Here is a 24,074-nt window from a genome sequence, read left to right as displayed (position 1 = left end):
GCCGGGGCAAAAAAAAGCCCATCCGAAGATGGGCTCATTGAGTTCATGCTTTAGTTCGCTATGATTTCTAGCAAAGTAGAGCTTTGCTCATTTCCTTCATCATCTTTGAAGGACATCACACCCATGTACGGGAATGGTGATGGTGTCAAACCAGTCGTCATCAAAGTGACGTTGTTGTAACGACCTTTGATAGCACGAACCGGAGCAGCGATACGCGATGTCGCATTATCGTGCTCATCCACAATCCAGAATGGCATGGTGTACGTCACCTCTGCCGCGCCTTGTAAATCACGTGGATGCACCCAGACTATATACACATCGCCATTTGCCGAGTTAGCGGCTGGTTGAGGATCGCGCAATACGATGTCTTCAAAACCACTGTTGTTGGTTGACGATGTAACGAATGAACAGCTCCATCCCTGACAACGGTATACATACAGGTCCAGAATTGCACCTGGTACGGATGCCAAGCCCTCGTTCAACATAAAACGCGCGACACGGGTACCCGCAGGGATCTCCAGAATATGAGTGCCTAAACTTGGTTCATTAAACTGGAAAGTACCATCTGGATCCTGCGGAATGGTTCTGCCGCTACCAAAAGGCGCCGACAGACCAACCAGAGATGTTGAGGTAGTACCACTGTAGTTCATCAGGACAGGGAAGCTTACACGACCAGAGCGCGCTGCAACCTGAGCAGAAATTACCTCAGGAGCCTCGATCAAGGTCGGTGGAACAGCCTTCACCGCCACTGGGCTACGGACATCGAACTGACCATTGCTCAAGGTAACGGAACCGAACAACCACTCATTAAACTGAGTTGCTGCAGTGGTTTCAAAGTGGATTGCATACGCCGCCTGGCCATTAGCAGGTACTTCCAGTTGAGAAGATGGTACCCATTCGCCCATAGCGTTCATCGTCAGAGCAGTCGCCTGAATGCCATTTGGAGCTTCCAGTTGAATGCTGTAAACAGAGCTGACGCCGGAGACATCCGTCACTTCGCGGTACACCACACGGCTTTCATTCAATTCAGCAATACCAATGGATGGCAGGTTCAATTGGCTGGCTTCAAAGTCATAGCCCATCTCTGCAAAGGCAGCACAGCTAAACCCTGTTGCATTAGACACAAAGCTTTCTGCACCTAACCCACACAGGAAAGCAAAGTAGTGGCTGGTATCTACGTCATACACCAAGCCAGGGTTACTGGCACTGGCAGGAACAGCGTGACCGGCACCAAAATCAAATGGGTCCGCGGGGGTAACACCATTTTCTTTAACCACATTCTGCCGTGCAGTCGTCATTAAGGCCGACTTCATCATGGCTGGTGACCATTCAGGATGAGACTCTTTTAACAATGCAGCCATACCCGCAATATGTGGGCTGGACATTGAAGTACCACCCAGATACGTGAAAGGTGCACCCTGACGGCCCAACATCCGCTCTTCCGAACCAGCAGCCAGGATACGGGTACCAGGCGCAGTGATATCAGGTTTGATGATATCAAACGAAGCCAGGTTAGGACCACGTGAGGAGGATGTCGCCATGACATTGCCTACCTCGGTTTGCTCAGCAAAAACGCCGCTTGCAAAACGGGCTGACACTGTTTCACCATCGTTCAGTGCCGCAAGCAGTTGCTGGCCATCGGCCAAAGTGATCATAAAGCCCGGAATCTCAAAGCTACCATCACCGCCCATAGCAATAGGGGCACCGGCCACACTATTAATAACCAGGGCGCCCAGAGCACCTGATGCTTCAGCTGCGGCCAGCTTGAGATCAAAAGCGCAGTCACCACGTTGCATCACGGCTATTTTCCCAGCCAGCTCGGCTGCATTATCCACGCCATCACAGGCCAGAATAGGGCTGGCAACTACCAAGTCGCCAACCACTTCACCCAACACCGACATAGGTGTGGTGGTACCAGCTTCGATTGCACGATAGATGCCGGTAACTGACTCACCGCTCACCTCAATACCGGCTACAACAGTATTCCCATCGTAGGTGGAATTGGCCACACTCATTACCCATGGCGCCGGAGTACCCACGGTGCCAGCACCCGGGCCGCTGTTTCCGGCAGAAACCGAGACAAAAACACCAGCTTGGGTGGCACGCAATTTGGCAGCAGCCGCGATAGTGGTTAAATCGGTTAAACTACCACCGATAGAGTAGTTAATGATATCCACACCATCGGCAACGGCAGTATCAATCGCAGCCATGGTATCGCCATAAAAACAACCACGCTCAGGATCGCCTTGCGGATTTACGTAATCACTATTCCAGCATGCCTTGTAGGTAGCAATACGGGCGCGAGGAGCAATACCAGTGACAGTGCCAATAACAGTACCATTCATGGTTGCAGTAACACCCTCGTTGCCAGCTGCTGTTGAGGCAACATGGGTACCATGGTTGTCAGGATCACGTGGCGAGATAAACTCACCAGGCTGCAATTCATAGACAGAGGTAAAGGTGTTATTAAAGTAGCGCGCTCCTACCATCTTATTATTACAGAAGAAGGTGTCATCTTCCCCCGTGTCACACACACCGTTCCAACCTTCTAAAGGCGTATAAGAGCCATCATCAGCAAAGCTTTCGCTTTCAGGCCAGATACCAGTATCGACGATACCTATGACCACATTCTCACCTTTCACTCCCAGGGTGTGCTGACCATTGGCAGCATTTAGTCCCAGAAACTCAGGGGTATTTGCAGTATCAAGTGGCATCGGCTCATCAAGCCAAATACCGACGACATCCGGATGCTGCCGCAAACGTTCTACTTCATCGGCACTTAAACGCGCAGAAAAACCATTAAAGGTGTGAGTGTAAGAATAGAGGATATTCGAAACACCGGCATGAGCAGCCAGGTTTTGATGGAAATCCCTTACCTGTTGCTGATAAGCCTGCATAGCTGGAGTACGCGCATTGTAACGATTTTTACCCGCAGTTAGCTGCGAGTTTGGCCGTAGCTCACCCAGACGAGCAGCTTTCTCAATACCCGATTCACCCCGCACCTGTACAATGTAGGGCGCTTGTGCAGCAGCCTCCGCAGTCAGGCGCAACTGACTGGTATCAACACTCACTTCATAAGGGTTGGCGTGAGCGGCAGTGACACCGCAAGCAGCCAGTATGGCAGATGCCAACATGGTTTTGGTTTGTTTGTTTTGTATCTTCATAATTTTCACTTTTTAGTTGTATTTATTTTCGAGCAAAGAAGTTGCCTGAGTTTCATCGGACACTGTATCTGGTTGAGACCCAATGCATAAGCATGCATCACAACAGCAAAACACAGCGAACGTAAAAAAATCAGACACAATCAGTACAAAATATTACATCAACAGGTAAAAGGCGTGTTTTTTGTCGCTTTTGGCATTGGCATCGTACGAAAAACAGACCAGACCAAATGATTCAGCGTAAAAAAAACTGACACCATTTACTGTGTCGATTAAGCGCGCCGGCGCAACGCCAAGCCAAACAATGCCAACAGCATCAAACCAAAAGTGGCAGGTACTGGTACGGCAACAGATGTATTCCCCAGAAAAACGGTATCGAAAGCTGCTATCAAACTTTCATCCGGCACGGAAAAAACATCAAGGAAACCAAAACCAAGGACAGTATCAAAGATGCCCTGGAAAGCAAAACCACTGACCGGGTCGAGTACATCAAACTGCAAAAACTCAAAACCAGCTACTAAATTGTTGATATCAAAGAGAGCTTCAAAAGTATCACCAAAGCTCTGCATAAATTGAAAACCAAACAATTCCAACTCAAGCCAGCTATCAGCTGCATAGGTTGGCGCTCCCCACTCAAAGCTATCCGCTACATTCACGCTGACAAAACCAATGGATTGAATCGTGCCATTGTTATTCAGCAGAATATCTTGCGATAAAATGGGAGTGGCATACGCGGAGGGTTGGCTAAACAAAGAGGCAAAGCCAAATAAAAGCACTGCGAGTAAAAGCTTTTTCATTGATGTAACTCCTGGATGTATTGTTTTAATTAGAATGCATAGCTGTTGCATAACTATGCTACCCATTTAAAAGCAGGATACATGCCAGAATACTAAAAAAGATCACTTCAGGTACGAAATACATCGTAAGCAGAGAGATGGTAAAACGAAATAATTGCAACAATATTTAATAGAAATTGAAAGCAAAAAGGCCAGCCGGCTATTGCAGTAGCCGGCTGGCCTGAACGGTTAATTTATCCCATCAATAAAACGTTTTTTGCTCGGCAGCCATCGTCAATAGCAGCTCACAGGGCGTAAAGCGGGCACCAAACTTCGCTTCATAGCCTTGCAGTGTTTCGACCAGTTTGGCCGCACCCAGGCTGTCCATGTAACGGAAAGGCCCGCCAAGGAACGGTGGGAAACCGATACCAAAGATGGCACCAATATCGCCATCACGGGCCGAAGCTATCACGCCTTCTTCCAGGCAGCGGGCTGCTTCATTCAGCATTTGCACCGTGGTGCGCTGCACCAGCTCTTCACTGCTCAGTTTTGGGCTTGGGGTGATACCAAGCAATGGGTAGACACTGGCATCCACTGGTTTCTTGCCTTTGGCTTTGCCGCTGTAGAGGTAAAACCCTTTCGAAGACTTCTTGCCTTTACGGCCATCGGCCAGCAATTTGTCAAAGGCTGCGGGCGCCGCAAAACGCTCACCGAGCTCGCCCTGCAAAATCGGGCCGATTTTAGCACCAACATCGATGCCAACTTCATCCAGCAAGGTAATGGGCCCAACCGGGAAGCCAAACTTAACCAGGGCTTTATCCAGCTTCTCAATCGGCTCACCTTCCAGCAGCAGTTGCGCGGCTTCGTTCATGTAGAGCGCCAAAATGCGGTTGACGTAAAAGCCAGCGCCATCTTTAACTACGATCGGCGTTTTGCCTTGTTTTCGGGCAAAAGCTACGGTGGTAGCTATGGTCTCTGGAGAAGTACCTTCATGCGCAATCACCTCGACCAGCGGCATTTTATCCACCGGAGAGAAGTAATGCAGACCAATAACATTTTCAGGCCGCTTGGCTTTGGCAGCGATCTGTCCAATCGGCAAAGAGCTGGTGTTGCTGGCAAAGATAGTGTCTTCTTTGCAGTGCTGCTCGATATCCGCCACCATGCTTTGTTTCAGCTCAAGATCTTCAAATACCGCTTCGACCACCAGATCCACATCCTGGAAACCACTGTAATCGGTGGTGCCGGTCATCAGCGCCATTTGTTTTTGCAGTTCCGTTCTGCGCATAAAACCACGTTTGGCTTTTTTATCCAGCAACTGATAGCCATAGGCCAATGCATTGGCAATGCCTTGCTGCTGAATATCTTTGATGCGCACCGGTAACCCTGCTTTGGTGGCAGTCACACTGGCAATGCCGCCGCCCATCAGACCGCCGCCTAACACCGCCACCTTGCGTAAAGAACGCGGTTTGGCATCACCTGCCCCACTTTCTTTTTTCATCTCGGTAGTGGCGAAAAACAGTGAGCGCAGCGCTTTGGATTCCGGTGTCATGCAAAGCTCGCCAAAAGCCTTGGCTTCGGCTGCCAGGCCCTGCTGCATGCCTTTATCAATACCAGTGCGGATCACCTGCAGGATTTTTAATGGCGCTGGGTAGTTGCCATGGGTTTTGGCCAGGGTTTGCTTACGCGCCTGATCAAAGACAATGCCACGGCCCGGGCCGGTTTTCTCGAGCAATTTACCTACCAGATTGAGCTTGGGCTCCTGCACAGCTTTCTTGCCGGACAGTGCCAATTGCACAGCTGCATCCAATAGAATACTGTTGGGTACCATGGCATCGGCCAAACCGGCTTTAAGGGCTTGCTTTGCTCGCAATTGCTTGCCGGTCAGCATCATATCCAGGGCTTTTTGCAGGCCAACCAATTTCGGCAAGCGCTGTGTACCACCACTGCCTGGCAGCAGGCCCAATTGCACTTCAGGTAAACCCAGTACGGTTTTCCCATCGTCACTCACCACCCGCTGATGACAGGCCATCGCCAGCTCCAGGCCACCGCCAAGGCAAGGACCATGAATGGCCGCAACCACAGGTACTTTTAATTGTTCAATGTCGGCAAAGACTTGCTGACCTAAGCGGGCAATGGCTTCAGCTTCCTCGGCACTGTTGCAGCCATCCAGCATGCTGATATCAGCGCCAGCAATAAAGGAGTCCGGCTTACCGCTAATCAGCACCACGCCTTTGATGCTGCTGTTTTGCTTTAGCTCCGCTAGCAAGGTTTTAATTTCATCGGCAAAGGTGGCTTTGAGCACATTCATGCGCTCACCCGGCACATCCATGGTGATCACGGCAACGCCATCATCACGCAGTTGCAAAGCAAAGCTGCTAGTTTGTTCAGTCATTATTCGGTCTCCACAATCATGGCAGCACCCAGGCCACCGGCAGCGCAGGCAGTCGTCAGGCCTACCCCGCCGCCACGGCGTTTTAGTTCATGTAAGGTTTGTACCAGCAAACGGGTACCGGTCGCAGCAAAGGGATGGCCGTAAGCCAGGGAGCCGCCATTGACATTAAACTTATCCATATCAATGTCGCCAATGGCTTTATCCAGTCCCAGCTTTTCTTTGGCGAATTTAGTGCTGCCAAACATCTTCATATTGGCCAGTGCCTGAGCGGCAAAAGCTTCATGCATTTCTATCAGGGTTAAATCGGCCAATGTCATGCCAGCACGCTGCAGCGCAATGGGTGTGGCATACGAGGGGCCCATCAGCATGTCTTCCCACACATCGATGGCAGCAAAGGCATAACTACGAATGTAACCAAGCGGTTCATAACCCAGTGCCTTGGCCCGGCTTTCAGTCATCATCAACACCGCCGAGGCACCATCGGTTAATGGCGTGCTGTTGGCCGCTGTGACAGTACCGTATTTGCGATCGAACACTGGCTTTAAACGGGCATAGGAAGCCAGCTCGGACTCCATCCGCACATTGTTGTCCTGTTCAAAAAAGGTTTTATGCGGTGGCACATGGGCTACCATCACTTCATTGGCCATCAGGCCAGATTGCCAGGCTTTGGCGGCCAGGCTGTGCGAACGATGCGCCATTTCATCCTGAGCTTCACGACTGATGCCATGGGTTTTGGCCATTTGCTCGGCGGTCTGGCCCATCGACAGGCCGGTGCTGTACTCAGCCACCGCAGGTGGGACCGGTAACAGGTCTTTTAAGCCCAGTCGCTTTAAAATAGTTAGTTTTTGCCCAAGGGTTCTGGCTTTATTCATATCGACCAGTGCCTTGCCCAGCTTTTTGCTGACGCCAATCGGCAACACTGAGCTCGAGTCCGCACCACCGGCAATACCAACATCCACCATACCGGCCAGCATGCTTTCAGCCACATTGGCTACCGCCTGAAAGCTGGTAGCACAGGCACGGGTTACGCTGTAGGCGTCGGTATGCACATTCATGCCAGTGCCAAGCACAATTTCGCGGGCAATGTTCGGTGCCTCAGGCATCTGCACCACTTGACCATACACCACTTGCTCGACCAGAGCAGGATCAATTTCAGCGCGGATCAGCAGCTCATTGACCACCATCTTGCCCATATCCAGTGCCGACACCCCATGAAAAGCGGTGGCCTGCTTGGCAAAAGGAGTGCGTAAGCCACGAACGATGGCGATGCGATCCCCCTGACGGTTTTTTAACTCGATTGGCTTGGTCATAAGTATCCTCATGGTATCGGTAACAGGTCAGACCTGATTTATCCTTCGATTGTAACCACAGTTGTTGGAAATTAAAACACCTGTTTTAAAATCCATGCATTGCAACCTGCTCTTGTCTTTTGCACAATGAACCTTATATAAATGCGTACGTCATAGCATAGCTGCTTTTATTCCCTGCAAAGGTTAAACATCATTATGGTACAAGCTTTTACCGAATTGAAACGCTACCTCGACAGCCAGGTACTGGGCCAACCGGCGCTGACGGAAGGCATTCTTATCGCCCTGCTTGCCAATGGCCACCTGCTGGTGGAAGGGCCGCCGGGCCTGGCGAAAACCCGTGCCGTCAATGCACTGGCTCACGGCGTGGAAGGCGATTTTCACCGTATTCAGTTTACCCCAGACTTGCTGCCCGCTGATTTGACCGGCACCGATATTTACCGGCCGGAAACCGGCCAGTTCGAGTTTCAAACGGGGCCTTTGTTTCACCACATTATTCTGGCCGATGAAATCAACCGGGCACCGGCGAAAGTGCAATCAGCACTGCTCGAAGCCATGGCTGAAAAACAAATCACCGTAGGGCGTACCACCTACCCATTGCCTGAACTCTTTTTAGTAATGGCAACGCAAAACCCGTTGGAGCAAGAAGGCACTTACCCACTGCCAGAAGCTCAGCTGGACCGCTTCTTATTGCATTTGAATGTCGATTACCCGGATGCAGACACCGAGCTGGCTATTTTACAACTGACACGGAACGAAGCACTGCAACAAGCCGACGTCAAAGCACCGCAAATGACCCAGGCGGATATTTTTGCTGCCCGCAAAAGCATTTTGCAGCTGCATTTAGCCCCGGCACTGGAGCAATACATCGTGGCCCTGGTACTGGCCAGCCGCCAGCCTGCCAAGTACGATCAACAGCTTAGTCAATGGCTGGCCTATGGTGCCAGCCCTCGCGCCACCATCGCACTGGAGCGCTGTGCCAGAGCTAAAGCCTGGCTGGATGGCCGTGACTTTGTTACCCCGGACGATATTCAGGCAGTATTCCACAATGTACTGCGCCATCGCATTATTCTGACTTATGCAGCAGAAGCTGAAGGGATTAAAACCGATGCAGTGCTGACGAAAATTCTTGAGCTGGTGCCTGTACCCTGATCATGAGTGATGTCCACCCACAACAATGGCTTCAGCAACTGGCGGCAACCGGGGTTAGTCTCAGCCTGAATGAACTGCTCTGGTATCAGCGGTACACCAAGCTGCTGGATCTCAGACCACAGCAACACATTCAAAGCAAGCTGGCAGGCAGCTACCTGGCGCGTAGTAAAGGCCGAGGCATGGAGTTTGATGAAGTGCGCCATTACCAGGCAGGCGATGATGTTCGCACCATCGACTGGCGGGTGACCGCCCGTACAGGTAAAGCCCATACCAAACTGTTTCGCGAGGAAAAAGAACGGCCGGTCTTTATCCTGACCGATCTTTCCGACAGCATGCACTTTGGCAGCAGTTTATTGTATAAGTCAGTGCAAGCAGCCCATTTAGCCGCCCTTATCGCCTGGCACAGCAAAGCAAGTGGCGACAAACTCGGAGGCCTGGTATTCAGTGAACGCCATCATCTGGAATTAAAACCCCGCAGTCGCTCGGCTGGCGTACTGCATTACCTGCATGCACTGCAAGCGGTATTCACTGAGCAGCAAGGACGTTTTGGCCTGAAACTGCCGCAGGCGCTAGGCCAGGTCCGGCGGCTGGTGCGCCCTGGCAGTTTGTTATTCGTATTGTCTGATTTTCAACAGCTGGACAGCGAAGCATTGCGCCATCTAAGTGCCATCCGTCAGCACAACGAAGTGGTCTGTGCGTCTTTATTTGATCCGTTAGAAATGGCGCTGCCCATCGGTGCCCACGGCGATGCCCCGGTGACCGATGGCGAGCACTCAGCCTGGCTTGATCTGGGCAACAACAGTACCCGGCAGCGTTATCAACGTCAGCAACAACAGCTTTCTGCTGCACAACAACAAAGCCTGAAACAACTGGGTTGTCGCTGCCTGCCCATAAGCGCCGCCGAACCGCTGGTCAATCAACTACTTCGGAGCTGGCATGACTGAATCGCATCCTTTGCTGGCTGAGCTGGCGGATATCATCGAAACCGACACGGCACCCGCTATGGGGATAGCGCCTGGCTGGTGGTTGCTGTTATTGCTTGCGCTACTGGCAGCTGCTGTGGTGGTCTGGCTGGCAACGAAGCGCAGACAACAACTATTACGACAAGGAGGATTGCTGGCAGCCCAAACCGAAATGCAGCAATTAGTTGCCAGTGAAACCGTTGATGCTGCCGCCATCAATCAGTTGCTAAAACGCCTGATCCGTCATTACGCGCCGAACAGTCCCTTGCTAAGCTGCAACATTTCGGACTGGCAACAGTTTTTGCAAGCACAGGATTCAACCGTCACCTGGCCGGATCTAAACGCTTTATTGTATCAACCCAAGCCAGATGCGGCCGATGCGAAACACTTTGCCGATTGCGCTCAAAACTGGCTGGCACAGCAAAGCCTCCCGCAGCTACAACAGCTCGCACAACAGCATCTCGCACAACACCATCTAGCACAACAAAAGCCCGGAGGTGCGGATGTTTGAGCTGAACTGGCCCTGGCTGCTATTGCTACTCCCCCTGCCTTTGCTGATAAAAAGCAGCGCAACCATGGTCGGCCGGGCGCTAAAACTAAAACCGTTACTGCAGGTTGCCGGACAAAATCAGCGCAGCCAAAGCAAATGGAAACGACCAGCCACCTGGCTGGCCGGTCTGATTTGGTTGGCTTTGCTGTTGGCAGCAGCTGAGCCGCGCTGGTACGGCGAGCCGGTACAGATCCCGCAGCAAGCCCGCGACATTATGCTGGTGCTGGACTTATCCGGTTCGATGGAAATCGAAGATATGCGCTGGCAAGGTCGCACCATTAACCGGATTGAAGCGGTGCAAATTCTTACCCGGGACTTTTTAGAGCGACGGCAGGGCGATCGCATTGGCTTGATCCTGTTTGCCGATGCCGCATACCAGCTCACGCCGTTAACGCTGGATTTAACCACGGTACAGACCATGCTGGATGAAATCGTGGTCGGCATGGCCGGGCGGCGCACCGCCATCGGCGAAGGCATTGGTCTGGCAGTGAAACGTTTTAATGAACTGGAAAGCTCCAACAAAGTGATCGTGTTTTTAAGCGATGGAGCCAGCAACACCGGCAATATCAGCCCGGAAGAGTCACTGCAGCTTGCCATAGCTGCTGGCGTCCGCATTCATACCGTCGGCATTGGCGCTGAAGAAATGGTGCAACAGGGCTTGTTTGGTCCACGGGTGGTGAATCCTTCACACGATCTTGATGAGCCCTTGTTGATCCGGATGGCGGAGGAAACCGGCGGTGCTTATTTTCGGGCCCGCAACATGCAGGAATTTGAACGCATGTATCAGTTGCTGGACGAGCTGGAGCCGATTGAGCGTGAAACCTTAAGTTACCGGCCACAGCGTAGCCTGGTGCACTGGCCTCTGGCTGTGGCCTTGCTGCTTTCCCTCTGGTTGGCAGCACTTCAAATTCGTTGGCAGGAGCTGTGGTATGCCAATCATTGACCTACACTGGCTAAGGCCTTACTGGCTATTAAGCCTGCTTCCCTTACTGTTGATGCTGGTTTTGCTCTGGCGCTACCGCCAACAGAAAAGCCCCTGGCAACAGCTGATCGCACCGCATTTGCAGCAACACCTGCTGGGTAAAGCCAGCGGAACGGTAAACCGCTGGTCACTGCCGCTACTGGCCTTTTGCTGGTTGTTGGCAGCCATTGCCCTGGCTGGCCCCAGTTGGCAACGTATCGAGCAACCGGCCATTACCGTTAATAAAGCCACGGTACTTATTATTGATATGTCGATGTCGATGTACGCCACCGATATGACGCCCAACCGGCTCAATCAAGCCCGCTTTAAAGCACTGGACTTTATTGATGTCCTTAAGGAGGGCGAACTGGCACTGGTTGCGTTTGCCGGTGACGCCTTTGTGGTCAGCCCGCTAACACCGGATCATAACAATGTTCGATTGCTGCTACCTAACCTGCGGCCTGACATTATGCCGAACCAGGGATCCAACCTGCTCGCAGCCCTAAAAGAGGCAGATAAACTGCTGCAACAAGCGGGCTATACACAAGGCGATATCGTGGCCCTGGTCGATGGCTTTGAGCGGCATAGCGAGCGCGAATTATTTGATCAGGTGTCCCGCATGCGGCATCGCCTGTCAATTATCAGTTTTGGCAGCGAAGAAGCTGCGCCGGTGCAACTGCCAGATGGCAGCTTGCTGCGCGACCGTAACAACCAGTTGGTGCTGCCCAAAGTTCCGGTCAATCAGCTGCGTCAACTGGCTCAACGCGGCGGTGGTGTTTTCCAGCAGGCGCAGCTATCTGACAGTGACATTCAGGCCATCCTCAGCCTGTCCGATTACCGCCAACAAGGTCGCACGGAACAGCAACTGCACAGCCGTGGCGACGATTGGCGCGACAAAGCGGTCTACCTGGTCTGGTTGCTGTTACCCCTGGCACTATGGCTGGGTAAACGAGGTCAGTTGCTGCTGGTTTGCCTGTTACTGCTACCACCGGGGGTGATGGCAGAAGGCAGCCGTAGTCTGTTTCAAACCGACGAGCAACGCGCCATGCACGCCTATCAACAAGGTGATTATCGGAGCGCTTATCAGCTATTTAGCGATCCTTACTGGCGGGGCCAGGCCGCGTACCGGGCTGGCGATTATCTGGCCGCAGAACAAGCCTGGGCCACACTGAATGACAAAAGCCCTACCGCCAGCCACAGCTACAATTTGGGCAATGCCTTAGCCAGACAAGGTCGTTTTGAAGAAGCGCTTAGCGCCTACCAATCGGCCTTGCAACAAGACCCGGAGTTAGAGCAAGCCCGGCACAATGCCGAGCTCATCCAGCGCCTGCTGGATGAACAACAAGAGCAGCAAGAGCAGCAAGACGGCGATGACAACGGCCAAAGCGATGATCAACAAGAACCATCAGAACAGGGCTCGGACAGCAGCCAGTCTCAGGAAGACAGCTCTGGTTCTTCAGATCCCTCCGCCACCGATGACGGTGCGAATGGCTCTGAGCAAGGGGACAGCCCTGAGCCAACAGACAGCCCTGAGCCAACAGACAGCCCTGAGCAAACCGACAGCACCGAGAAAGAAGTCAGCAACGAAGAACAGCAAAGTGAGCAACAGGATCAGGCAGATAGCGAGCAAGCAGTGACAGAACAGCAACAACGCCAGGTGGTGGAGTCCCCCTGGCCCGATGCCGATCCTGAACAACAACAAGAACTGAATAATCTGCTGCGTAAAGTACAGGATGATCCGGCATTGCTGCTACGTAACCGGATGCATATTGAACATCAACGCCGCAGGCAGCAACAGCTGCCGACAGGAGCCCGAGAAGAATGGTAAGAACCCTTTGTCTGTGTTTGTTGATTGTAAGCAACTGGCCCTTGTGGGCAGCCAGCCAGCTCAGTGCCAGCGTCGATAAAAACCCGGCCATGGTCGGTGAGGCCATCGTACTGGAAGTCATCGCTGATGCGCGTTTAAGCGCTGATCAACTCAACTTCCGCATCCTGGAGCAGGACTTTCGAGTCACGGTGCCATCCGTCAGCCAAAGTACCCGGGTGATAAATGGCGAAGCCAGTCACACTACCAGTTGGCGTGTATCGCTGTTTGCCAGGGAGCCTGGTCAGTACACCATACCGGCTTTTCAGGTTGGTCAGGCCGGCAGTCAACCAATTGAACTGGAGGTGCTTGCAGCATCAGCCGCAGGAGATGGTAAATCAGATGTGTTTTTAACCGCCAGCCTGGAACAAAGCCAGCTCTATGTACAGCAAACCGGCTACTACAGGGTGACGATTCATTACCGGGGCGATTTGCAACGCGGCAGCCTGACAGAGCCCAGTATGGAAGGTGCTACCGTCCAACAAATTGGTCGGGATGAAGAAGGCAGTGTGCTGGTCGATGGCGTGCGTTATCGCACCATTAGCCGGCGCTTTGCGATCACACCGCAACGCAGTGGTCAATTCAGTATTACCGCTCCCGAATTTACCGGCGAACTGCTGGACAGAGACAGTAGCCGTAGCAACTTTTTTGCCCGTACCCGCACCGTGTTACAACATGCCGAAGCCATTGAGGTTGACGTTTTGTCAATACCAACGGACTTCCCGGGGGATTGGCTGATAGCGGGCCTGGTCACTTTGCATGAGGAGTGGTCTGGCGATCTTACCACGCTTCGTCAAGGCGAACCCATTACCCGTACCATTACGCTATCCGGGGTGGATGTAGCCGCGCATCAATTACCAGACATCGATTTTACTGCACCGGCAGGCTTTCGGCTGTATCCACAGCAACCGGAGCGCCAGGGAGCACAGCGCAATGGGCGTTTAGTGGCACAAAAAACCTTTACCCTGGCGATGATTCCAACCGATGCAGGCGAGGTGCAATTGCCGGAGCTGCGCTTACCCTGGTGGAACAGTCAACGCCAGATGCTGGATTATGCTACCCTGCCAGCCCGCAGCATTCAGGTATTGCCGGCAGTAACGGCTCAGGCCGATGCAACGGCCCCCGAACTGTTAACCAGTGGCCAAACCCTTGCCACCGATCTTTCCTCTGCCTCTCCCTGGCATTGGAACCATCTAAGCAGTTTGTTACTCACTTTTTGGTTAATCAGTACAATCCTGCTGCTTTGGTTATGGCGCCGGCCTGAAGCGGGCAAGGGATCAACCACAGCTCAAGCTCCCAGCTTTAACTCGACAGCTTTGCAAAAAGCTTGTAAGCATCACCAGCCTCAAGTGGCTCGTGATTGCTTACTGTATTGGGGCAAGTCACAGCTGGATCACCGTATCCATACACTGACCTCCTTAGCTGACCAAGTTACAGAGCCGCTGCGTAGCGAGCTGCTGCAGCTTAATAAAGCGCTGTATCATCCCAATGCGGATAACTGGCAAGGCAACAGCCTGTGGCAAGCCTGGCAGAGTTATCAACCAACTCAGCCGGCGAAACCGGAAGCCAGTCAACTAAAGCCATTGTATTCCTAATGCTGCCACCCCGCGGTTTAAACGGCGGGGCTGGTACTTCCATGCATAGCTTGTTAGCATGAGCACTTGCAGTAGAACTACAACAACAGTGTTTATGCAAATAACAGGAGTTTACTTTGGAAACAGGCACGCTTATTTCCCTCGCCATCTATTTTCTTGCCATGCTTGGCATCGGGCTATACGCCTACCGCACCTCTACCAGTGATGTTTCCGGCTATATGCTGGGCGGCCGCCAGCTCGGCCCTGGGGTGACAGCCTTATCCGCCGGAGCCTCCGATATGAGCGGCTGGATGCTTATGGGGTTACCCGGCGCATTTTTTGTCGCGGGTTTTTCCGAGGTATGGATTGCCATCGGCCTGACGGTGGGCGCCTATTTAAACTATTTGATTGTAGCACCGCGCCTTCGTACTTATACCCATGTTGCCAAAGATTCCATCACCCTGCCCGATTACTTTGAGAATCGCTTTAACGATCAAAGCCGGGCGCTGCGACTGGTATCAGCAGTAGTCATTATCGTCTTCTTTACGCTCTATACGGCGGCAGGTGTTTATGCTGGGGGTACCTTGTTCCTGAATGCCTTTGGTCTGAATTATGAGACTGGTTTATTGATTACTGCTGGCGTAGTGGTTGCCTATACTTTATTCGGAGGCTTTCTGGCGGTGAGCATGACTGACTTTGTGCAAGGCTGCATCATGTTTATTGCACTTATCATGGTACCGGTAGCCGCTTTCATCATTTTAGGTGGCTCCGAGCCCGTGATGCAGGAAATTGCCCGGATGGATCAGCCCATGCTCAACCCATTGCATGGTGCTACTGTGCTAGGTGTAATTTCGTTGCTGGCCTGGGGTTTGGGTTATTTTGGGCAGCCACACATTATCGTACGTTTTATGGCGATTCGCTCCATTAAAGACTTTAAGATGGCGCGCCGTATTGGTATGAGCTGGATGATCATTGCCCTGATTGGTGCCATGCTGACCGGTATTATTGGTGCAGTCTATATGGCTACCCAGACAGGCAATTTAGGACCCGCGGCATACCTGGATGAACATGGTCAGCTAGCAGACTCAGAAACCATCTTTATTGTGTTGTCACAAATCCTGTTTCACCCGTTGGTTGGGGGTTTCCTGCTAGCAGCCATCCTGGCAGCTATCATGAGTACCATTTCATCTCAGTTGCTGGTGACATCCAGCTCACTGACCAAAGACTTCTATCTGGCCTTTATGCGTCGTGATGCATCCGATAGTGAGCAGGTATTGGTGGGTCGGATTTCAGTGGTGATCGTTGCGGCAGTGGCGATAGCTCTGTCGCTGAATCCAAGTCAAAACTTGCTGTCACAGGTTGGTAATGCCTGGGCTGGCTTTGGCGCGGCCTTTGGTCCACTGATTATCTTCAGCCTGTATTGGAAACGAATGACTTATGCCGGTGCTTTAAGCGGCATGCTGGTTGGTGCTGGCACAGTACTGTTTTGGATCTATGCCCCGATAACCATTGCCGGTGAAACGCTGAGCAGCTATGTGTACGAAATCGTTCCAGGCACCTTGCTCAGTGCCATCACCATAGTGTTGGTTAGCAAACTGTCGGCTGAACCCTCTGCCAGCATCCTGCAGGATTTTGACAAAATGGAGCGTCGTCTTAAAACCGATATGGACTAAGTCCCCATGCCCTGAGCTTTCGCTCAGGGCACTCAACTTTGGTTGTATTTTTCTCTTGTTTCACCCAACTCAACCAGCTATAAACTAACTTAACTTTAAGATACATCAGCCATTGTTAACTGGCCGCACCGAATGAAAGGAACACAGCACCTATGTATTTCTATGCTGCACGCCAACCCATCCTGGATAGAGACAAAAAGCTTTTTGCTTACGAATTGCTATTCCGCGATAGTCTCGACAATGTTTTTCCAGACATTGATGGTGATGAAGCCACCTCAAAAATGATCGAAGGCAGTCAGTTTTCCTTTAGCATTGAAGATTTTCTGGATGACAAACTGGGCTTTATTAATTTCACTCTGGATACCATTCAAAAAAAATACCCAGCCATGTTGCCCAAAGAGCAGGTGGTGATCGAGATCCTCGAAACCATCCAGCCTGGCAAACGCCTACTTGCCGAGTGCCAGCAACTCAAAAAAGAAGGTTATACCCTGGCGCTGGATGACTATGAACACCAGAGTGTCTGGCGGCACTTTTACCCTTTTATTGATATTATCAAAATCGATTTCCTTACCACCAGCGTCGATACAATTCAGACCATAAAACAAGCCATTACAGACTATCCTCACATCAAGCTTTTAGCAGAAAAGGTGGAAACAAATCAACAGTTTGAAATAGCTCTCGAGCTTGGCTTTGATTACTTCCAGGGCTTTTTCTTTTCCAAGCCGGAAATGATGCAAACCAAAGCACTGTCACCGGCCCAAATGACCTTGGCCGAACTGCTGTACGAAACCTCTAAACCAGAAATTGATCTAGGCAGTATCACTGCTATTTTTGAGCGCGATGTCAGCCTGTCCTACAAGCTGTTACGCTACAGCAACTCGGCTATTTTTAAGCGCCGCACCGAAGTAGCAACCATTAAGCAAGCCTTGGTGATATTAGGTCAAAATGAGTTGAAAAAATTTCTATCTCTGTTGTTCACTGCCCAGATAAGCAGCGATAAACCGGCAGAGTTGATGCGCTTATCCATGACCAGAGCCAAATTTGCCGAAGGGTTGGCAAAATTACATGGTTCAGACTGTTCAAAGGCCTACCTGACCGGCATGATGTCTTTGATGGATGCATTATTAGACGAATCCATCGAGTCGGTGATGCAGAAACTGCCTTTGGCAAAAGATATCAAAGACGCCCTGGTAGCAGGTGAAGGCGTTTTAGCCGACTATATGCAACTGATGCAATTGTATGAACATGCCGATTGGCAACAAGCCAGCCTTTTAATCAAGGCATTGCAGCTACCTGCAGATAAAGTACCCGATGCCTATCATGAAGCTATTTATTGGGCTAATGAGCAAATGAGAGTGATGGGGGACAGCTAATACCCCATCATTTATCACACAGAGCTTAGTCGTCAAAACGGACATAATTCGCCATTTGGGCAGCCAGTTTGGGGCCAATGCCACGAACTTCAGTTAACTGTTGCTCATTACGGATAGCACCATGCTCGGCTATGTACTGCTGGATAGCAGCGGCTTTTTGCTCACCAATACCTGGTATCAAGGCCAATTGCTCAGCGCTGGCAGTATTGAGACTAATTTTTTGTACCGCAGCCACGCTCTGAGCCTTATTCATACTGTGCTGAGGCTTCGCCTCCAAAGCGAACAACTGATGACTAACCAGAGCAACTACCATCATAGAAAAAGCAAATACAAATGTTTTCATAATTTTAAACTCCATTTAAGGTTGCTGCACTGCCCGAAAGCAAAGCAATTACCGACTCTTGCAACCTGGAAACACAAGATAAATCACTTTCAGCAACCATTAAGTTAACCAGGTTAAATTAATATAACAACAAAAATAAATAGATCAATTTTTTTTCACACGGAAAGATGATATTTTTACTGCATGATTCAGCCAAAATTAAGCATGCACCTTCTAAGCTGATAAAGTAGATTACGCGAGGTGCTTATGATGAAAATGCTCCCTGTCTTTGCCGCTTTATCCAGCCTGGTTGCCGGCTCCGCCCTAGCGCATACGCAACACCTTGAGTATGCCAGAGTGACGAAGGTGGAACCCATATACCGCACGGTTGCAAGCCATAGCCCACAGCAGGTCTGCCATACTGAAGCTGTTCACTATCGTGGCAACCAGCGTACTGACACCACCCCGGTTGTGTTAGGTGCTATTGCGGGAGGTGCTCTTGGCCATGCGATAGGCCGCAACAAAAGCAACAAGCGGGTTGGTATGGCTGCTGGTGCCGTATTGGGTGGAGCTGTGGTCAGTGATGTGCAACGTCATAACAATCAACCCAGAACCGTCTATCAAGAACGTTGCCGGGTTGTGCAGAGTTCGGTACAGTACCACAATGTATTAGATGGCTATGAAGTCAGTTACAGCTTGCGTGGTCGTCACTACACAACCATGCTGGATTATGATCCGGGACCACGATTACCAGTACAGGTCAGTGTGCGACCCGGTTACTAATCAACTAGGACATCAACCCAGGATGCAAGACAATCATCTGACAATTTTGTGGAGCTAACCATGTTACGTAGTACAACAATCCTGTTTTTGGTTGTCTTACTTTCACTGTTGCCAGTTCAGCATGTTGCCGCAACTGGCTCAGGTATCAGCAAAGAGCAGGCCACTGAGCTTGCAGTTCAAAGTTACCCGGGAAGGGTGCTCAATGTAAAAACAGAGCAGCAGAATTACCGTATCCGGGTTTTACAGCGGGATGGCCGCGTGGTCACTTTGGTGGTCGATGGCAGAACCGGGCGCGTTACAAGGGATGATCGCTAATGCGAATTTTAGTAGTAGAAGACGAGCAATTACTGGCTAACCAGATCCGCAACCACCTGACGGAACAACAGTTTAGTGTGGATATGGCTTTTGATGGCCGTGACGGTGATTTTAAGATCAGTGAATACCCCTATGATCTGGCTATCATAGATTTGGGATTACCTCATCTGGACGGCCTGAGCCTGATACGCAAAGCGCGTAAAAAGGACATCAAAACTCCGATTATTATTCTGACTGCCCGTGGCAGCTGGCAGGAAAAAGTCGAAGGGCTGGATGCAGGTGCTGATGATTATCTGACCAAACCTTTTCATATGGAAGAGTTGCTGGCCCGCTGCAATGCTTTGATCCGGCGTGCAGCAGGTCAACCAGATCCAACCTTATCTGCCGGACCGGTGGCTCTGAACAGCCGTACTCAACAAGTTTGGCTACATGAGCAAGAAATAAGTTTGACCGCTTATGAATACAAAGTGCTTGAATACTTTATGATGAATCCAAATAAAGTGATTTCGAAAACTGAGTTGACCGAACACATCTATGATCAGGACTTCGATTTGGACAGCAATGTGATCGAGGTGTTTGTACTGCGATTGCGTAAAAAACTGGATCCTGAAGCCGAGTTAAAACCGATAGAAACGTTGCGGGGCCGGGGTTATCGCTTTACCCTGTCGGTCAACTGACTAAGTATCGATTCGCTATGACCTTATCCCTTAAGCTGCGGCAGGGGTTGATCAGCCTCCTGCTGTTCGCCTTTCTGCTGCCCAGCTCATTTCTGGCGATTGAGCGCGCTTTTTATACCCAGTTGGTCACGAATACCGAGCAAAAGCTTGAAGTGCATCTGTATGCTATTTTATCTGAGATCCAGGTATCTGAGAACAAAGTCCAGCTTAGTAATGTAGCACTGGCTCCAGACTTTTCCAGACCAAACTCCGGCTTAAGTGCTTTTATCACCAGTGAACAGGATGTGCTCTGGCAGTCAGATTCATCCATTACCCAGCAATTTGAACCTGAATTGTTGCAGTTATTACCAGGTAAAAGTGACTTTAGAGCGGATCTGCAACACGGTCACAAATATTGGGTGCTGTCGATCGCCCTGTTGTTTGATCAAGGGGAACGTACGATTCCCCTAACAGTTCATGTAGTGCAAGCAGATCATTTACTGAATACCGCACATCAGAGTTTTTTGCATACCTTGATCCGCTGGTATCTGGGAATCGCGTTAGTTCTTTTACTGGTGATGCTGTTGGCCTATCGCTGGACCACCCGCCCTTTATCTATGTTGGATCATGAAATCCGCCGGGTAGAAAGCGGCAAGCAAGAACAGCTGAGCGGTAACTACCCTACCGAGCTGATGGCGCTAAAAGAAGATTTAAACCTCTTGCTAGCCAGCCAGAACCGCCAGAAACAACGTTACCGTCATCACCTGAGTGATCTGGCTCATGCCTTAAAAACGCCATTGGCTGTTTTGCATACATCCTCGCTAAGTGAGCAGCCCGAGCTGAAAGAGCAATTGGATCGGATTGGCGCCATGATCGATCATCAGCTCAAACGCGCCAGCAGCTCAGGCCAGGATGTCTGGAAAAAACAAATTTCATTAAAGCCGGTGCTGGAAAAACTGGTGAAAGCGCTTGGTAAAATATACCAGCATAAGGGCTGTCAGATTGAAGTCGAGTGCCCGGATGACATGGCATTTAAAGGCGATGAAACCGATATGATGGAAATACTGGGTAATTTGCTCGACAATGCGTGCAAGGCTTGCGATCAGAAAGTGCGGTTGCAAGTAAGTAGCCATCCTTTTACGCTGATAGTAGAAGATGATGGTCCGGGCATTCCTAAAGATCGTCGCCAGCAATTATTCCAACGCGGTACCCGGCTGGATACCTACCAGGAAGGTCATGGTGTAGGCTTATCCATTGTCGCCGAGCTGGTCAGCTCCTATAATGGGGTGTTAGCGATCAGCGACAGTGAACTTGGCGGTGCCCGTTTTCATCTGAGCTTTCCAGATATCTGAGTTTCAATACGAGGTCGGTATGAACATGCTTAGCGTTACCCTGCTCTCGGTGAGCTTGCATACAGCAGCGATTGAAGAACTCTGCCCCTGGCCGGAAAGTGGCAGCCAGCAACAACGCTACCAACAACAGCTCAGTTGCTACGATCAGGAGTTGGTGAAGTCCAGACGAACCTTAGCCCAATGGGAGCAACACCATGAGTTTGTACTGCAACAGCACCGCCAACGTACAGGCCGGCCTGCCGCCTACAACAGCTTCAAAAGCTCGCAGCAAAGTTTTCAGCAATTAAAAGAGCAGCAATGCCGCTGGCAATATCAGTTGCAACTCCCCGATGTGCAACTAGGGGCAGCGCTTTACAAACGCTGCCAGCTGCAATTAATTAAGCAGCGAGCTGAGCAACTGGAAGCGCTGGTAGCACAATAATTAAACCAGTTTGTCATCCAAATCATCGCGCAGCTGGGTTTGTTCTTCAGAATCCAGCAATACCGCAATCCAACGGCCATTCGGGCTATTTTCCAAGCCAATTTTCACAATCATGGTCAAGGGGATACTTAGCAGCATACCAACAGTCCCCAACATCCAGCCCCAGAAAATCAACGACAAAAACACCACCAGAGTCGATAACCCCAGTCCTCGCCCCATCAGTCTGGGCTCAAGCATATTGCCTATCACCAGATTGACTGCCACAAAGACTAGTGTGGTTCCCACCGCCAGGCTCAGGCCTCCGTCAACCAATGCGATTAGAACCGCAGGCACAGCAGCAATAATGGAACCAATATTTGGAATGTAATTTAATAAGAATGCCAACATCCCCCACAACAGCGGATAACTCACACCGAGCAACCAAAGTAAAATACCAACCACCATACCAGTCAGGGCGCTCATCAAGGTTTTGATAGCGATATAGCGATTTACTGAGCCTAAAAAGCGCTGCACCTGGGCCAGACGATGCTCAGGATTGGTCATTCCCAGCTGGATTTTGGCAGGAATACTGTGCGCCTCCAACAACATAAAAACCACAATTAACAGAATTAAAAGTGTATTGGTCAGCATGGTTCCCAAGCCAGCTAATAGATTGGTCGCTAACGTCATGGCTGAACCGGGATTAATCTGGCTTAGCACTTGCCGTGGTTCTACCACTAAATGATAATCTGCCAACCAACTCAGCAGTTGTAAAACCACTCCATTTAACCTGGCCTGATACTCAGGCATATTCCGGGTCAAATCCGTTAGCGACTGGCCTACAATGGTCGCAAAGAAAGTTCCAAACACCAGTATAAGCACTATAACCAAACCAATAGCAGCCAGCTTGGGCAGATGCCAGCGATGCAATAGCTGAATCAGTGGACTGCATATGATGGCGATAAAAAGTGCCAGTAAAAAAGGCACCACAATGGCGGCTGCCGCTTTGATGCCTGCCAGGACAATAACCAGCGCGGCACAAGCTACCAGGACTCGGGTCGCGTTAGATTCAGGAGCAGTTGTCATAAACATCCTTGCATTCTTTGATCGGGAAAGGCCTAATAAACGTAATGAATAAAAACAACCAGGATTCTTCAATGATGGAATTAAACCCGGCGATTATTCGCATTAAAAATCTGCGGCTGCGTACCTACATCGGTATCAACGAGGACGAAATCAACAACAAGCAGGATGTCGTAATCAACGCCAAAATTCAATACCTGGCCGATGCGGCAGCAAACAGTGACGATATGAGCAAAGCACTTAATTATCGTACCATTACAAAACGAATCATCCAGTTTGTTGAAGACAATCGTTTCTCATTATTGGAAAAACTCACTGCCGATGTGCTGGCCATTACCGCCGAGCACAGTTCAGTGTTGTACGCTGAAGTAGAAATTGATAAACCGCACGCACTGCGCTTCGCCGATTCTGTATCCCTTACCTTGTCAGTGACCAAACAGCGCTGATACCGCTATACTGAGATACAATAAAACATCATGCTAACATCGACAAGGATTTCGCTATGAATGTATTCATTACCGGAGGCACCGGTTTGATCGGCCAAGCCATCATTCATCGGTGGCTACCCGAGCATCAAATCACAGTCTTAAGCCGTGATGCCGGTAGAGTGAAATCGTTGTTTGGCCATGATGTTGCTTGCTGTGAACAACTGGAAGCCGTTGATATTAACCGCTTTGATGCAGTGCTCAATTTAGCAGGTGAGCCCATCGCCAACAAGCGCTGGAGCAAACAACAGAAGTCCAGGATTTGCCAAAGTCGCTGGCAATTAACCGAACAACTTAGTATAAAAATTCAACAGGCCCACAAACCGCCATCAGTTTTTATCAGTGGATCGGCTATTGGTTATTATGGCCGGCAAGATCAGCGTTGCATCGATGAAAATCACCAGGATTTTTACCCGGAGTTTAGCCATGATATTTGTGCGCGGTGGGAAAATCTGGCTCAGCGGGCAGCCAGTGAACGCACCAGAGTATGCTTATTGCGCACTGGTATTGTTTTGGCCGCCAACGGTGGCGCATTAAAAAAAATGCTGCCAGCTTTTCGGCTGGGTTTAGGTGGTCGCATTGCGGATGGTAGCCAGTATATGTCCTGGATCCACCTGGATGATATGGTAGCCTTAATCGACTTTTTACTCAGTCACAGTGAACTATCAGGCCCTGTCAACGCAACCGCCCCCAAAGCGGTGACAAATGCACGTTTTACAGAGCTGCTGGCAGAGCGTATAAAACGGCCGGCCTTTTTGCCCATGCCCGCCGTTATGGTGCGATTATTATTTGGCGAAATGGGCGATTTGCTACTATATGGCCAGAATGTTTATCCTAAAAAACTGCTGGATGCAGGTTTTCAATTCAGCTACCCGGATTTACGCGAAGCGTTGCTCCAGCTCAAACTATAGGGGCGCTGCAATGCGCCCTTTC

At 50.6% G+C, this 24,074-nt stretch carries 21 protein-coding genes; 15 read left to right on the top strand and 6 right to left on the bottom strand.

Translation table 11 applies throughout. The annotated features are described in order from the left end of the window. Positions 1–50: 50 nt before the first annotated feature. The 4 genes from QWF21_RS01695 to fadI form a co-directional block, all read right to left on the bottom strand. Entirely contained in the window at positions 51–3,164 is a 3,114-nt protein-coding gene (locus QWF21_RS01695) for a S8 family serine peptidase (RefSeq protein WP_330086297.1), read from the bottom strand. Between the two features lie 269 nt (positions 3,165–3,433). Continuing rightward, positions 3,434–3,958, bottom strand: a complete 525-nt coding sequence (locus QWF21_RS01690; protein WP_330086296.1) for a PEP-CTERM sorting domain-containing protein — start codon at positions 3,956–3,958, stop codon at positions 3,434–3,436. Positions 3,959–4,199: 241 nt separating this feature from the next. Continuing rightward, positions 4,200–6,329, bottom strand: a complete 2,130-nt coding sequence (fadJ, locus tag QWF21_RS01685; RefSeq protein WP_330086295.1) for a fatty acid oxidation complex subunit alpha FadJ — start codon at positions 6,327–6,329, stop codon at positions 4,200–4,202. Next, positions 6,329–7,639, bottom strand: a complete 1,311-nt coding sequence (fadI, locus tag QWF21_RS01680) for an acetyl-CoA C-acyltransferase FadI (RefSeq protein WP_330086294.1) — start codon at positions 7,637–7,639, stop codon at positions 6,329–6,331. Before fadI ends, fadJ begins: the two co-directional genes overlap by 1 nt. A gap of 195 nt (positions 7,640–7,834) precedes the next feature. Between fadI and QWF21_RS01675 the strand changes: the two genes are divergently transcribed. The 8 genes from QWF21_RS01675 (at position 7,835) to QWF21_RS01640 (ending at position 17,745) form a co-directional block, all read left to right on the top strand. Then, on the top strand, positions 7,835–8,788 hold the full coding sequence (locus QWF21_RS01675; RefSeq protein ID WP_330086293.1) for an AAA family ATPase: 954 nt from the start codon (positions 7,835–7,837) through the stop codon (positions 8,786–8,788). A 2-nt stretch (positions 8,789–8,790) separates the two neighbouring features. After that, entirely contained in the window at positions 8,791–9,732 is a 942-nt protein-coding gene (locus QWF21_RS01670; RefSeq protein ID WP_330086292.1) for a DUF58 domain-containing protein, read from the top strand. Continuing rightward, positions 9,725–10,261: a DUF4381 family protein gene (locus QWF21_RS01665; protein ID WP_330086291.1), complete on the top strand. Its 537-nt coding sequence runs from the start codon at positions 9,725–9,727 to the stop codon at positions 10,259–10,261. The genes QWF21_RS01670 and QWF21_RS01665 overlap by 8 nt, the downstream gene beginning before the upstream one ends. After that, entirely contained in the window at positions 10,254–11,243 is a 990-nt protein-coding gene (locus QWF21_RS01660) for a VWA domain-containing protein (protein WP_330086290.1), read from the top strand. Before QWF21_RS01665 ends, QWF21_RS01660 begins: the two co-directional genes overlap by 8 nt. Then, a complete protein-coding gene (locus tag QWF21_RS01655; RefSeq protein ID WP_330086289.1) occupies positions 11,230–13,089 on the top strand; it encodes a vWA domain-containing protein in 1,860 nt (619 codons plus the stop codon). Before QWF21_RS01660 ends, QWF21_RS01655 begins: the two co-directional genes overlap by 14 nt. After that, positions 13,083–14,720, top strand: coding sequence for a BatD family protein (locus tag QWF21_RS01650; RefSeq protein WP_330086288.1), 1,638 nt, complete (start codon positions 13,083–13,085; stop codon positions 14,718–14,720). Before QWF21_RS01655 ends, QWF21_RS01650 begins: the two co-directional genes overlap by 7 nt. A 116-nt stretch (positions 14,721–14,836) precedes the next feature. After that, a complete protein-coding gene (gene putP / locus QWF21_RS01645) occupies positions 14,837–16,372 on the top strand; it encodes a sodium/proline symporter PutP (RefSeq protein ID WP_330086287.1) in 1,536 nt (511 codons plus the stop codon). 152 nt (positions 16,373–16,524) lie between these two features. Further along, positions 16,525–17,745, top strand: coding sequence for an EAL and HDOD domain-containing protein (locus QWF21_RS01640; protein WP_330086286.1), 1,221 nt, complete (start codon positions 16,525–16,527; stop codon positions 17,743–17,745). A 25-nt stretch (positions 17,746–17,770) separates the two neighbouring features. On the opposite strand, the gene QWF21_RS01635 is transcribed toward QWF21_RS01640, so the two are convergent. Further along, the gene (locus QWF21_RS01635; RefSeq protein WP_330086285.1) at positions 17,771–18,088 is read right to left on the bottom strand and encodes a ComEA family DNA-binding protein; all 318 of its coding nucleotides are present in this window, start codon (positions 18,086–18,088) and stop codon (positions 17,771–17,773) included. 249 nt (positions 18,089–18,337) lie between these two features. Here QWF21_RS01635 and QWF21_RS01630 point away from each other — a divergent pair, with 249 nt between their 5' ends. Genes QWF21_RS01630 through QWF21_RS01610 form a run of 5 tightly spaced genes read left to right on the top strand, consistent with a single transcriptional unit; the run spans position 18,338 to position 21,594 of the window. Continuing rightward, positions 18,338–18,850 carry a glycine zipper 2TM domain-containing protein gene (locus tag QWF21_RS01630; RefSeq protein WP_330086284.1) on the top strand — a complete coding sequence of 171 codons (513 nt, stop codon included), beginning with the start codon at positions 18,338–18,340 and terminating at the stop codon, positions 18,848–18,850. A 60-nt stretch (positions 18,851–18,910) separates the two neighbouring features. Further along, positions 18,911–19,165 carry a PepSY domain-containing protein gene (locus QWF21_RS01625; protein ID WP_330086283.1) on the top strand — a complete coding sequence of 85 codons (255 nt, stop codon included), beginning with the start codon at positions 18,911–18,913 and terminating at the stop codon, positions 19,163–19,165. Continuing rightward, positions 19,165–19,842: a response regulator transcription factor gene (locus QWF21_RS01620; protein ID WP_330086282.1), complete on the top strand. Its 678-nt coding sequence runs from the start codon at positions 19,165–19,167 to the stop codon at positions 19,840–19,842. The genes QWF21_RS01625 and QWF21_RS01620 overlap by 1 nt, the downstream gene beginning before the upstream one ends. Positions 19,843–19,859: 17 nt before the next feature. Then, a complete protein-coding gene (locus QWF21_RS01615) occupies positions 19,860–21,173 on the top strand; it encodes an ATP-binding protein (protein WP_330086281.1) in 1,314 nt (437 codons plus the stop codon). 19 nt (positions 21,174–21,192) lie between these two features. Continuing rightward, entirely contained in the window at positions 21,193–21,594 is a 402-nt protein-coding gene (locus QWF21_RS01610) for a lysozyme inhibitor LprI family protein (protein WP_330086280.1), read from the top strand. Here QWF21_RS01610 and QWF21_RS01605 read toward each other — a convergent pair whose 3' ends face one another. After that, on the bottom strand, positions 21,595–22,659 hold the full coding sequence (locus QWF21_RS01605) for an AI-2E family transporter (RefSeq protein ID WP_330086279.1): 1,065 nt from the start codon (positions 22,657–22,659) through the stop codon (positions 21,595–21,597). It lies immediately after the preceding gene. A gap of 74 nt (positions 22,660–22,733) precedes the next feature. Here QWF21_RS01605 and folX point away from each other — a divergent pair, with 74 nt between their 5' ends. Beyond that, positions 22,734–23,102 carry a dihydroneopterin triphosphate 2'-epimerase gene (folX, locus tag QWF21_RS01600; protein WP_330086404.1) on the top strand — a complete coding sequence of 123 codons (369 nt, stop codon included), beginning with the start codon at positions 22,734–22,736 and terminating at the stop codon, positions 23,100–23,102. A gap of 56 nt (positions 23,103–23,158) precedes the next feature. Then, positions 23,159–24,052: a TIGR01777 family oxidoreductase gene (locus QWF21_RS01595; RefSeq protein WP_330086278.1), complete on the top strand. Its 894-nt coding sequence runs from the start codon at positions 23,159–23,161 to the stop codon at positions 24,050–24,052. The last annotated feature ends 22 nt before the right edge of the window (positions 24,053–24,074 follow it).

It is taken from the genome of Alkalimonas mucilaginosa (genome assembly GCF_036327005.1).
In the GTDB taxonomy this organism is placed as follows: Bacteria; Pseudomonadota; Gammaproteobacteria; order Enterobacterales; family Alteromonadaceae; genus Alkalimonas; species Alkalimonas mucilaginosa.
Note: the sequence above shows the minus strand (reverse complement) of the source record. Positions and strands in the feature narration are given on the sequence as shown.